Here is a 13,166-nt window from a genome sequence, read left to right on the forward strand (position 1 = left end):
GAGGGTGGGGTCGTAGGGCATGGGGAGGGGAGGGGAAAAAGCTGAAATGAGAAAGCTGAAAGGCTGAGCCGAGCAGCATGGCGGGCTGCGAGACAGACTGAGCGTAGCGAAGCCCGAAGGGCGACACGAGTTGAGGCACGAGGGAGTCAAATGAGAAAGCTGAAAGGCTGAAAAACTGAGCGGAGCGAGACAGCCGGCAGGGGGAAAGCTGAAAGCTGAGCCGAGTGGAACGAGCCAACCGAGCAGGCCGATGGAAGAGGGTGGATGGGGCTGGATTCTGGCTGTTCTGTAGTCCCGGCTTTAGCCGGTCCGGTGTCCCGTTCGAGGCACCGGCTCAAGCTGGAACGACGAATCAAGAAGCGGGCTGGAGGAAGGGAGCGCGGGTTGACTGCGTCTGTCTCGCGGAGCCTCGGCTCTCCTGCCCGCTGATTGAAAAGCGGACGGGAGCGTCCGCGCTCCTCTCCCGGAGGTCAGTCCTCCTTAAATGTAACGTTAAGAAGGTTATCCAACGGCAGCGAGAGGGCCGGTGAACAGCCGACGGAGAGGGGCGGAGCGGGCGGTGAGTCTGTAGGGCCGAGGGGAACAGTTGAGAGCGTGTTGGGGAACGCAGGGCCGGGGAAGCGGGACTTCGATCATGGTTTTAATGTAACGGTTATTTAGTTAGAGATGAAGCGCTGAAGTTCGTCAGATCACTAGCGGCAAGCGCTACAAAAGTGCGAATGCACAGTATGTGAACAACAGATTCTAATACAATGTTCATCAGTGACAAAGTTTGGTTATTAGCCAGTGAAACGTGATTCAGTATTTAGGCAAAAAGACGATTGCAGCGCCCGGTCGTGATCCGCGCTTTCCCGACCCCCTATCCCCGCCTCCGGCGACTCGATCCGAGGGGCACGGAGCGAGACCGGAGCAGGGCAGGGGACTTGTTCACAGGTTTGAGTGTAACGCATTGAGTAACGGTTTAAGTGTAGTGAGCCGCGGTCGGACTCCGCCACCAGCGTTCGCTTTCGGCGGCTGATGGGCGGGCTCGTCCTCGAACTCGAACTTGTCCTCGATCATGGCGCATGAACTGCCGTCTGAGGGATCGAGCCATCGTGCAGGTTCCTTGGCATGGGCTTGGAGGCGTTGGCTGATTGAGCTGACGAAGATTCGAGGACGAGTGGGAGCAGGAGGACGTGCAGGAGGTGAATCCGCCCTCACGGCCCGAGGGTGACCTTTGCCACGTCGCACCAGGCGCCGTTGGGCTGGCCGTTGTCCCAGAAGCGGGCGCGGTACTCGCGCACCTCGGCCTGGCCGGGGACGAGCAGGGGGCGCTCGTCGAGGTAGGGGCTCTGGTTGCACTGGACCAGCGGTTCCCAGCCACCACTGCCCCGGCGGCTTTCAAGGGCCACATACTCGTGGCCGTCCTTGAAGAACTTGATCTGGGCGTTCTCCTGCGTGTCCCCCGGCACCGCCTTCACCGTGATGCGCGGTGGCGGCACATCGCCCGGCGGCGGGGGCGGCGGCGCCTCGCTGCCCACGATGCCCATGTCCAGGCCGATGGTCTCGGTGTACCCCGGCAGGCCCTTGATCACCTGCACCAGCTTGAAGGTGCGCTGCAAGGCACCGGGTTTCACGCCGGTGATGCCCACGGGCAGCTCCGGCGGGGGCGGGACCACCAGGGTGGGGAAGGCGAAGTTGGTGCTGCCGCTGCCGTTGGAGAGGAATTCCAGGGCGGAGGTCCACGAGGTCGGGGATTCACGGGCGCTGACGATCCAGTCGCCCAGCCCGTAGGCCAGGATCAGGTTGTCCGCCACGCCGGCGTCCACTTGCGCGGGGGCGAGCGCCAGCGCGGTCGCATGAACGGGCAGTTTGGTGGCAAAGTTGGTGTGCCACTCCGATTGTTCCCCGAGTGCCTTGGGGTAGTAGGGCTGTCGTTTCATTTTCGTGTGTTTGGTTTTCGTGTTGTTGTTGTCGGGAGCCGGCGCAGAGACCGGGCTCCAAAGTTGTCCGGACGACCACGTCGCCCCGCTGTTCCACAGCGGCATCAGGTCATCCTCCCGCCGGGGTTGGGGTGGGATCGCAGAGCTCCAGGCCGCCGCCCGCCGCTCCCCAGTCCTTGCCCGTGCCCTGCCGCCCGGTTCCTCGCAGCCGGAGGCAAAGAACTCTGAGCCAGAGGCAAAGAACTCCGGGCTGGAGGCAAAGAACTCTGGGCTGGAGGCAAAGAACTCTGGGCTGGAGGCAAAGAACTCCGGGCCGGAGGCAAAGAACTTTGGGCTGGAGGCAAAGAACTCCGGGCCGGAGGCAAAGAACTTTGGGCTGGAGGCAAAGAACTCTGAGCCAGAGGCAAAGAACTTTGGGCTGGAGGCAAAGAACTTTGGGCCAGAGGCAAAGAACTCTGAGCCGGAGGCAAAGAACTTTGGGCCAGAGGAACGCGCCTCGGCTCCGCCGGCAAGCGCTCGCGGGCCGGGGCGTGGGAGCGGGCGGTGGGAGTCACGTGCATGGGCGCAGACTTCCATGACCGGCGGGAAAGGGAATCCCGGTTAGCCGGGAGCAGGCTGGCCCGCTTGATGCTGCGGAGGGTGGATGGGCGGCCAAAACGCCTCCGCAGTGGGTGGATTCAGTCGACGCCCCACGACTCCATCACCCTGCGGGCTTCGCTTCGCTCAGTCTGTTTGCCTCACTGCGTTCACCCTGCGGGCTGCCTTTGGCAGGCTATTTGCCTTCGGCTATCTCCACTTCGTTCCGGTTCCACTTCGTTCCGGTTCAGCTTCCGCCAGTCGCCTCGGCTCCCAGGGGTAAAGCAGCGTCCAGCGGTCCTCCCCCGCGTGCTTGCGCCGCTCCCGGCGGCGGTAGAGGCGCATCCAGCGCCAGGTCAGACGCTCCAGTTCATCGGGGACATAGCCCAGAGCCTGGGTCAGATGGCTCTCGGTGTGCCAGCCTTCGGGATGCTTCAGGTCCAGGTAATCCCGCACCGACTGATCTGACAGGCCCGCCTCCCGGGCCAGTTCGGCCACGTTGAGATCCAGCCGCACGAAGACGATGTGGCGGATCAGCCAGGCGATGCCCGCATGCAGCCGTTCCACGTTCACCCGGCGTCCTCGCGGCAATGGCCGCCAGATCCGGTTCCTCTGCCGGGGTTCGGTGGGGAAAGACGCCTTCGCCGCCATGGCACGCGTGGGTTGGGTGGCGAAATCCAATCAGGTTTCGCCCTGACCCACCAATGAATAATGATTCAAGATCCTCTCCCGAATAACTTGGCTGGTAAAAAATGGCCGGTAAAAAATGGGGACCGCTGTTTTCCGATCTTTTACCGCCAATCTTTTACCAGAGAAAAAAAGCGCAGGAAGGATAGGCGAAATTCAACATCACCGCCTGCTTCGCCGCTCTGCCCGCAGGCGGACGGATGAAATCATCGCCTGAGTGGTTGCCCCTGCCTTCTGATCATCCATTCAGTGCAATTCCTTGCCTCCGCCTCCATCTCTCGCTTTGATGGCGGCCAAACTCATGCTCTCCCTTCTCCGCCCGCGCCCTTGATGAACCAGAACGAATTCAAGAACATCGAAAAGCTGGAGGCGGACTTGTGGGATGCGGCGGACAATCTGCGTGCGAACTCGAAGCTCACGGCGGGGGAGTACTGCATGCCCGTGCTGGGGGTCATCTTCCTGCGCCATGCCACGAATCGCTACCGGGACGCGCTGGTGGAGATTCAGGCGGCCCAGGCGGCGGGGAAGATGCCGAAGCGGCCGCTGTCGGCGGCGGATTTCAAGAAACGCCGGGCGCTCATGCTGCCGAAGGAGGCGCGGTATGACGAGCTGCTGGCGCTGCCGCAGGGCGCGGACCTCGGCGCGGCGCTGGTGGAGGCCATGAACGCCATCGAGCGGGACTTTGAGCCGCTGGCCGGGCAGTTGCCGAAGGAGTACGCCAAGTTTGAAAACACCCTGCTGGAGGATTTGCTGCGCGTGTTCGACAGCGAGACGCTGCGCACCGCCAGCGGGGATGTGTTCGGGCGCATCAATGAGTACTTTCTCATGAAGTTCGCCATGCAGGGCGCGCAGGACAACGGCGAGTTCTTCACCCCGCCCTCGCTGGTGAAGACCATCGTCAATGTCATCGAGCCGGATCACGGCGTGGTGTTTGACCCCGCCTGCGGCTCCGGCGGCATGTTTGTGCAGTCCAGCCACTTCATCGAGCAGCACGGGCAGAGCGCCGGGCACCGCGTGACGTTCTTCGGGCAGGAGTACAAGACCAGCAACCTGCGCCTGGCCAAGATGAACCTGGCCGTGCATGCGCTGGAGGGCGCCGTGGTCGAGGCCAACACCTTCTACCTCGATGAGCACGAGCTGTACGGGAAATGCGACTTCGTCATGGCCAATCCGCCCTTCAATGTGGACAAGGTGGATGCGGAGAAGGTGAAGGACGACCGCCGCCTGCCCTTCGGCCTGCCGGGCGTGAACAAGGACAAGAAGGTCTCCAACGGGAACTACCTCTGGATCTCCTACTTCTGGAGCTACCTCAACAAAACCGGCCGCGCCGGCTTCGTCATGTCCTCCCAGTCCAGCAGTGCCGGGCACGGCGAGGCCGAAGTTCGCCGCAAGATTGTCGAGACCGGAGATGTGGACGTGATGATCTCCATTCGCTCCAATTTCTTCTACACACGGGCGGTGCCGTGCGAGCTGTGGTTCTTTGACAGGTCGAAGCCGAAGGAACGGCGCGATCAGGTGCTCATGCTCGATGCGCGGCATGTGTACCGAAAAGTCACGCGGAAGATCTTCGATTTTAGTTCTGAGCAGCTCGCCAATCTCACGGCCATCGTCTGGCTGTATCGCGGGCAGAATGAGCGCTTCGTGGAGCTGGTCGGCCAGCATCTCGATTGTGCTCTCCAGTCGGCGCATGCCTGTTTCATGGACGAGTATGGTGCCGTGAAGGAGCCGCTGGATGAATACCTTCAGGCCATGCGGTCTTTGGAGGAGACGATGAAGCCTTTCCTGAATGGCATCAAAAAGAGATCGGCCTGTGAGGAGGCGCTGGGTGACTTCCTGGCGGCGGAGAATGATCCCAAGGGGCCGGTGGAGAACTTCCGCCTCATGACATCCTCCGCGCAGAAGCAGTGGAATGAGGCAGGCGATGACATCGCCAGTTACCAGGACTTGGACACCCACATCCTCGGCCCGCTGGCGGAGGAGAGCCGCAGCCTCATCACCTGCATCGACCAGCATGCCAAACATGCCGCCAAACTCATCAGCCTCTGCGAATCCGAGCTGGAGGCCGCCAAGGATGAGAAGTTGAACAGGCGTGAGGTCGCCAAGGCTCAAAAAGCCGCCGAGGCCGCGCGTCAGGCCGTCGTGGAGCAGCTCAAGCACGTCCGCTCCTTCGAGCGGCATGCCCACTGGTTGCTCACCCGCTTTCCAGATGCCAAACTCGTGGACGTGCCCGGACTGGTGAAGCTCGTCAGTCGAAAAGACATCGCTGCTGCGGACTGGAGTCTCACGCCGGGCCGCTATGTCGGCGTTGCACCTGCGGAGGTGGATGAGGATTTCGACTTCGAGCAAACCCTCGGCGACATTCACGTCGAGTTAGCCGACCTGAACAAAGAAGCCGCCGCGCTGGCAAAGAAGATCCAGAAGAACTTTGAGGGGCTGGTGATATGAAATGGCCAACGGTTTCAATTGATGAAATCACTCATGTTGTCACCAAAGGTACGACTCCCACAACAATGGGGAGGTCGTTCACTGACACTGGCGTAACGTTCATCAAAGCTGAGGCACTAAATGGTGATGTCTCGTTGGATGATAATGGTTTTGCCTTTATTGACGAAGAAACACACCAGAGCTTGAAACGTTCGATTCTCCAAGAAGGGGATATACTCGTGACCATCGCTGGTGCGCAGGTTGGGCGGTGTGGTTTTGTTCGACCAGAGAACTTGCCCTCTAACACCAATCAAGCGGTGGGTATTGTCCGAGTCGATCAGACCAAAGCCAATCAACGATTCGTGTATTATTTTTTTAAGCTGCCGAGCACTTTTGCGTTGTGCCAAAGTATCGGGGCCGCTCAGGCTGCTCAACCCAACGTGAATCTTGGCAATCTTCGAGGCTTTCAGTTGCACATACCCCAACGCGAACAACAAAATAAGATTGCAGACATCCTCACGGCCTACGACGACCTGATGGAGAACAACCGGCGGCGGATGGCGTTGCTGGAGGAGTCGGCGCGGCTGCTCTACCGGGAATGGTTCATCCACCTCCGCTTCCCCGGCCACGAACACAGTCGCCCCACTCAAGGCATTCCTGAAGGGTGGAAGAAAGCCACTGCGTTTGACGCCATGCATGTGATGAGTGGTGGCACACCGAAAACCACCAATCCAGATTTTTGGGATGGTGAAACGCCCTTCTACACGCCCAAGGATTCTGTGGATGCCTGCTATGTCCTCGACACGGAGAAGCACGTCACGGAGCTGGGATTGAGTCAGTGCAACAGCAAGCTCTATCCGAAAGACACGCTCTTCATCACTGCCCGTGGCACGGTAGGAAATCTGAATCTGGCCCAGCGGCCCATGGCGATGAATCAATCCTGTTACGCGCTTGCTGGCCGGGAGGGCATTCCGCCAAAGTTCTTGTTCTGTGCGTTGCGTGAAGCGATCCAGCATTTCAAGCAGCATGCCAGTGGCGCAGTGTTCGATGCCATCATCGTGGACACGTTCAAGCTCATCCCCTTTGTCTTTCCCAACGCCAAATTGGTTGGCTTGTTTGAGGAAACGGTCGAACCCATGTTCCAGCAGGTGGAGAATTTGCTCCTCCAAAACCAAAAACTCCGCGCCGCCCGCGACCTGCTGCTGCCGCGCTTGATGAGCGGAGAGATTGCCGTCTGAAGCCGTCTCGACTATCCTTGCCCATGCTCTTCGACCGCCAGAAACGTCTGCTCGCCCTGCTCAACGCCCTCGGTGGCAGCGTGGGGAGCCTGGATTTTCAGAAGCTGTTGTTTCTGTACTGCCAGGAGGTGGAGGAGGTGCCGAGCTATGAGTTTGTGCCCTACCGCTTCGGCGGCTTCTCCTTCACCAGCTATGCGGACAAGCGCAAGCTGATCGCCAGCGGGCTGCTGGAGGATGAGGAGCGGAGCTGGAAGCTGACGGAGGCGGGACGGCAGGCGGTGACGCTGACGGGCACGGTGCGGCTGAAGCTGGACCAGTTCTCCCGCCAGCAAGCGGGCCTGCGCGGGGATGCGCTGGTGGCGGAGGCGTATCGGAAATACCCGTGGCATGCGACGCGGAGCGAGATGGCGGAGCGCGTGCTGGCCGGTGATGCCGCCGCGCTGGCGGCCATCGAGGCTGCGCGTCCGGCAGCGGGCCGGCCGGGCGTCTGCACCATCGGCTATGAGGGCAAGAGTCTGGAGGATTACCTGAACCGCCTGCTGCGGCAGGGCGTGACGCTGCTGTGTGATGTGCGGCGCAATCCGCTGAGCCGCAAATACGGTTTCTCCAAAGGCACGCTGTCAAAGGGCTGCGAGGGCGTGGGCATCCGCTACGAGCACCTGCCGGAGCTGGGCATCTCCAGCGATGACCGGCGGGAGCTGCACACGCAGGCGGACTATGACGCGCTGTTTGCCACCTATGAGCGTGACAGCCTGCCGCAACAAACCGCCGCGCTGGAGCGCATCCGCGCCTGGGTGGCGGCGGGAGAGCGTGTGGCGCTGACGTGCTATGAACTGCTGCCGCACCAGTGCCACCGGCACTGCGTGGCGGAGGCGCTGGAACAGCAGTTCGGCCAGACCTTCAGTCCCACGCATCTGTAACCCGCCGTTCCCAGCCATGTCACGCGAGCGCATCCTGATCACGGTCAAAACGTATCCGACGCTGTCGCGCAAGCATGGCGAAACCGTCTGCACCGCCGGAGTGCGTGAAGACGGCTCCTGGGTGCGGATTTATCCGGTGCCGTTCCGGCGGCTGGATGAGGCGGAGCAGTACCGCAAGTATGACTGGCTCGAATGCGATCTGGTGCGCAGCAAGAAGGACCCCCGCCCGGAGTCCTGCCATCCCGCCGAGGTGAAACAACTGGTCGCCGCCGGACATCTCGACACCGCCGACAACTGGCGTGAGCGGCGACGGCTGCTGCTGGGAAAAGCCAAGGTCCACACCCGCCTGCAAACCCTGATCGATGGTGCCAAGGCGAACGAACTCTCGCTGGCCGTGTTCAAGCCTGCCAAGGTCACCGGCTTCATCTGGGAGGAGGAAGAGCGCGAGTGGGACGCCGCCAAACTGACGGAGATGCGGAACCGCAGCGATCAGGGCGAGCTGTTCGCCGAAGAAACCTGGCGACAGACGTTCAAGGTGATCCCCAAGCTGCCGTTCAGCTTCTCGTATCGCTTCGAGGATGACATGGGCAAGGCCAGCGAAATGCAGGTGCTGGACTGGGAGGCCGGGGCCTTGTTCTGGAACTGCCTGCGCAGTTGTGATGGCGATGAGAAGGCGGCGCTTGCCAAGGTGCGGCAGAAATACTTCGACGAGTTCACCCAGAAGAACCTGCACTTCTTTTTGGGCACCACGCAGGAGTTTCACTTCCGCGCGCCGAATCCCTGGGTCATCATCGGCGTGCTGCCCATTCCCCACGAACGCCAGATGGACCTCCTCTAACCCGCGATGGCCTACACCGACATCAACAGCGAAGACCGGCTGGTTCAAAAGACCTTTGCCGATCATCTGGAGACGGTGCTGGGCTGGGACAGTGTGTATGCCTGGAATGAGGAGACCTTTGGCCCGGCGGGCACACTGGGCCGGATGGACACGCGTGAAGTGGTGCTGACGCGTGACCTGCGCGCGGCGCTGGTGCGGCTGAACCCGCAACTGCCGCCCAGTGCGATCACTGAGGCGGTGGCGGCGCTGACGCGGCATGACTTCACGCGCTCGCTGCTCCAGCACAATCAGGAGTTCTACAAGCTCATCCGCGATGGCGTGCCGGTGACGTACAAGGATGCGCAGGGCCAGCGCCAGGAGATGCGCGCACGGGTGATCGATTTCAGCAACGGGCTGGGAACGGACGGCAAGCCGAACAACCGCTTCCTGGTGGTGCGCGAGTTGAAACTCACCGGCCTGCGCACGCCGGGCTACAACCGCCGTGCGGACCTCGTCTGCTTCGTCAACGGCCTGCCGCTGGTGTTTGTGGAGCTGAAGGCGGTCTATAAGAACATCCGCACCGGCTTTGACGGGAACCTGACGGATTACATGGACGAGCATGTGATCGCGCATGCCTTCCATCACAACGCCTTCCTCATCGTGAGCAACGGCCACCGCGCCCGCTATGGCTCGATCACCAGCCAGTGGGAGCACTTCGCGCAGTGGAAGCGGCTCGATGAAGACGACCGCAAAGGCAGCGTCGAGGCGCAGCGACTGCTGGACGGCATGCTGCAACCGGACCGCCTGCTCGATCTGGTGGCGAACTTCATCCTCTACGATGCCAGCAAGCCCGGCGCGACCCGCAAGGTGGTGGCGCGCAACCATCAGGTGATGGGCGTGAACAACGCCGTGGAGTCGGTGCGGCGGCAGGAGATCCTGAAGAAGGAGTACCCCGTGGAGAAGCGGCTCACCTATCGAACGATTCAAATGCCCCGGCTCAAAGTGGCCGAAGACCCGCCGGAAGCGGACGGACTCTATGCGCAAGCAGCGCGGGAGCAGCAGGAAGAGGAGCGGTCATTGCAACTGCTGGATCTGGTGGAGTCCGCGCACCCCGACCTGGGCAAGCTGGGCGTGTTCTGGCACACGCAGGGCAGCGGCAAGTCGTACTCGATGGTGTTCTTCGTGGAGAAGGTGCGGCGGGAGATTTCCTCCAAGTTCACCTTCCTGATCATGACGGACCGCAACGATCTGGACGGCCAGATTTACCGGACCTTCGTGGGCTGCGGCATCGGGAACGATCAAACGCCGCGTGCCGCGACGGGCGACGACCTGGAGGCGCTGCTGAAGGAGAACCACCGCTACATCTTCAGCCTGATCCACAAGTTCAACCAGGACGTGGACCCGCGTAAGCCCTACAGCAGCCGCGATGACATCATCGTGATCTCCGACGAGGCGCATCGCACGCAGACCGGCAAGATGGCGCGCAACATGCGGCTGGCACTGCCGAACGCGGCCTTCATCGGCTTCACCGGCACGCCGTTGTTCAAGCACGACCACCTGACGCGGCGCATCTTCGGCGGCTACGTCTCGAAGTATGACTTCAAGCGCTCCGAGGAAGACGGTGCGACGGTGAAGCTGGTCTATGCCAACCGCGGCGAGAAGCTGGGCATCGCCAAGCTCGATCTCAACGACCGCATCGCCGAGGCAGTGGCGCGCGCTGAACTCGACCCGGACAAGGAAGCGCTGCTGGAGAAGCTGCTAGGCAAAGACTACGAGATCATCACTGCCCGCGACCGCCTGAACAAGCTGGCGCTCGATTTCGTGGAGCACTGCGCCACGCGCTGGGAGTCCGGCAAGTCAATGCTGGTGTGCATCGACAAGATCACAGCGGGACGCATGTCCAAGCGCGTCCGACGACTCTGGAAGCTGAAGCTGGCGAGAGTGCGGGTGTTGATCTCGCAGAAAGAAGCCACGCTGAACGGATGCGACGACGCGGATCAGCGCCAAGCGCAGCAGAAGGAACTCGTATGGTTGCAAGGTCAGGCGAAGTGGCTGGAAGAAACGCTGGTGGAGATGATCATCAGCGAAGCGCAGAACGAAGTGCGTGACTTCAAGAAGTGGGGCGTGGACATCATTCCCTCCCGTGCGCTGATGAAGCAGGGCTTTGAGACGCCCGACGGCAAGCGGCTGGATGTGGAGTCCGCTTTCAAGAACCCGGAACATCCGTTCCGCGTGGCGATTGTGTGCGCCATGTGGCTGACCGGCTTCGACGTGGAGTGTCTGACAACGCTCTACATCGACAAGCCGATGAAGGCGCACACGCTGATGCAGGCAATCGCCCGCGCGAACCGCGTGTATCCCGGCAAGGACTTCGGTCTCATCGTGGACTACAACGGCATGCTCAAGAGCTTGCGGGAGGCGCTGGCGCAATACGCGCTGGGTGGCGATGACAGCGGCGGCGAGGAAGTCGTCGCGCCCATTGAGGAACGTGTGAAGGCCTTGGTGTCCGCCTTGGAGGAAACCGAGAACCATCTGCGCGGACTCGACTTTGAGCCTGATTCGTTGAACGGCACGAAGGGCTTCGCTCGCATCGCTGCCATCGCAGACGGGGCCGAGGCGGTGATCGGCTCACGCGATGAGGGCAAGCGGCGCTTTGAGATCCTGGCGCGGCAGGTCTTCATCCGCTTCAAGGCGCTGATCATGGAGCCGTCGGTGTTCACCTTCGCGGAACGGCACGACAACATCGAAGCCATTTACAAGAAGCTGGAGGAACGCCGCGACAACGCCGACGTGAGCGAGCTGCTCAAAGAGCTGCATCGAATCGTCAACGAAGCCATTCGCGCCGCTGAGCCGGGGGATGACCAGAAGTCGGAGAAGCTCTTCGACATCAGCAAGATCAACCTGGAGAAGCTGCGCGCGGAGTTTGCCAAGAAGGCGAAGCGCAAGGCCTCCGTCGTGGAGGACATCCGCAAGATCGTGGAGAAGAAACTGGAGCAGATGCTGGCGCGCAACCCGCTGCGCATGGACTACTACAAGAAGTACACGGAGATCATCGCCGACTACAACCGCGACAAGGACCGTGTGACGATTGAAGAAACCTTCGCCCGGCTCATGGACTTGGCCAACTCAATGAGTGAGGAAGATCGCCGCGCCGCCGAAGAAGGCTTGAGCGAGGACGAGTACGCCTTGTTCTGCCTGTTGCAGAAAGACAACCTCGGCAAAGCCGAGCGGGAACGCGTCAAACTCGCCAGCAAGAGTCTCTATGATGCGTTGAGCAAGCTCATCGCGGAGCGAGACCGCTGGACGGAGAAGGAGCAGACGCAAGCTGAAGTGGACGTGCTGATACAGGATACTGTCTTCATGATGCTGCCGACTCCGCCATTCACCGATGAGGAGAAGCAAGCACTGGCCAGCCGGGTGTTCCAGCATGTCTGGCAGCAGAGTTCAAGCGGCCTGTTTGGGCAGGCGGCCTAGCGGATGATTGGCGGAGTCATGCGCCTTTTCATGAGTCTTCGTCCTCCGGCCAGTCCACGAGCAGGGTGCGGCCATGGGTCGTCCATAGCGATCTTGACGTACCCGGCAAGACTGTTTCTCATTCCAAAGTCAGGCGACTCGACACGTTCACTGCAACACCGCCACCACCACCGAGAAACGATGAAGCGCGCCAGCACCCTCCTGATCACCCTCACGGCTCTCTGCACGACTTGCCTCGGCGCTGACCCGTCATCCCCTCCCAAGAGGGTTGCTGAGCCAAAGCCTCAACCGCCCGCAACCCCACCGTGCGAAGTGGACTTGAGAATCGCCGGGTGGCTGAAAGATGTCCTGTCGAACGTGCTTATGCGCGCTGAGCACCAACCCGAGTCGGAAGTGGCAGCCTTCCTGAAGGATGCGGAAAGGCGCTTCGCCACGGGCGACGACCTGCTCAAAGCCGCCGCAGAGCGTTTCAAGATGGACCCGAAGAAGCTGGCAGCGTTGACCGAACACTGGCGCCACATCAACTGCAGGCACGCGGCGATCCCCGGCTCTATCGTGCCCGACCCCGCGCCCGACGACGCACGCGCAGCGACCACGCCCGTGCCCGTCTCAACCCCTCCCAAAGAAGCCACGCTCCAAGTTCCGCCTTACCGCTCCTCCGTCGTCGGCACGGATTTCGACTATATCATCGAATCGGATCCCAACACTTTCGACCGTCTGGAGGACAAGGGCCAGGGATCGGCCGAGATGCCGGACAAGTCGAGCCGCCTCGCCCCGCTCAGGCAGGAAGCCTTCCTCTTTGTGGCCCATTTCAATGACGGGACGCGCGTCAACCTGGCGATCGACGCTGACTTCCAGACCCAGGACAGCGCCCGCGAGGAGGCCCTGCGCTACACGCCGCGGCTCGGCAAGCTCCCCACCGCCCTGCGCCGGGGTGTCGAGCGCGTGGTCGTCCACCACGGGGGCGAGGATGTGACGGCCTTCAGCGACGTGGGGTTGATCGTCGTCTATTCGGACAACGCGACCAAGCGCATCGGGACGCATGACCTGGAGGAGACGGTCTTCCACGAGTCGGTGCATGCCGCGTGGGACAAGACGCATGCCAAGT

Annotated in this window: 8 protein-coding genes; 6 read left to right on the forward strand and 2 right to left on the reverse strand. The window is 61.5% G+C overall.

Annotation, left to right across the window (positions count from 1 at the left end; translation table 11 throughout):
- Positions 1 to 1,196: 1,196 nt before the first annotated feature.
- Positions 1,197 to 2,498, reverse strand: coding sequence for a hypothetical protein (locus U1A53_RS24540; protein WP_322284525.1), 1,302 nt, complete (start codon positions 2,496 to 2,498; stop codon positions 1,197 to 1,199).
- Between the two features lie 210 nt (positions 2,499 to 2,708).
- The gene (locus tag U1A53_RS24545; protein WP_322284526.1) at positions 2,709 to 3,149 is read right to left on the reverse strand and encodes a hypothetical protein; all 441 of its coding nucleotides are present in this window, start codon (positions 3,147 to 3,149) and stop codon (positions 2,709 to 2,711) included.
- A gap of 366 nt (positions 3,150 to 3,515) precedes the next feature.
- Here U1A53_RS24545 and U1A53_RS24550 point away from each other — a divergent pair, with 366 nt between their 5' ends.
- The 6 genes from U1A53_RS24550 to U1A53_RS24575 form a co-directional block, all read left to right on the forward strand.
- On the forward strand, positions 3,516 to 5,630 hold the full coding sequence (locus tag U1A53_RS24550) for a class I SAM-dependent DNA methyltransferase (RefSeq protein ID WP_322284527.1): 2,115 nt from the start codon (positions 3,516 to 3,518) through the stop codon (positions 5,628 to 5,630).
- Positions 5,627 to 6,847, forward strand: coding sequence for a restriction endonuclease subunit S (locus U1A53_RS24555; protein WP_322284528.1), 1,221 nt, complete (start codon positions 5,627 to 5,629; stop codon positions 6,845 to 6,847). The genes U1A53_RS24550 and U1A53_RS24555 overlap by 4 nt, the downstream gene beginning before the upstream one ends.
- 23 nt (positions 6,848 to 6,870) lie before the next feature.
- Positions 6,871 to 7,767, forward strand: a complete 897-nt coding sequence (locus tag U1A53_RS24560) for a DUF488 domain-containing protein (RefSeq protein WP_322284529.1) — start codon at positions 6,871 to 6,873, stop codon at positions 7,765 to 7,767.
- A gap of 16 nt (positions 7,768 to 7,783) precedes the next feature.
- Positions 7,784 to 8,605, forward strand: a complete 822-nt coding sequence (locus U1A53_RS24565) for a hypothetical protein (RefSeq protein WP_322284530.1) — start codon at positions 7,784 to 7,786, stop codon at positions 8,603 to 8,605.
- Positions 8,606 to 8,611: 6 nt separating this feature from the next.
- Positions 8,612 to 12,058 (forward strand): type I restriction endonuclease subunit R, encoded by a 3,447-nt coding sequence (locus tag U1A53_RS24570; RefSeq protein ID WP_322284531.1) that lies wholly within the window; start codon positions 8,612 to 8,614, stop codon positions 12,056 to 12,058.
- A gap of 180 nt (positions 12,059 to 12,238) precedes the next feature.
- The coding region (locus tag U1A53_RS24575; RefSeq protein ID WP_322284532.1) for a hypothetical protein at positions 12,239 to 13,166 on the forward strand (928 nt) is incomplete at its 3' end.

This window comes from Prosthecobacter sp., from assembly GCF_034366625.1.
GTDB lineage: Bacteria > Verrucomicrobiota > Verrucomicrobiia > Verrucomicrobiales > Verrucomicrobiaceae > Prosthecobacter.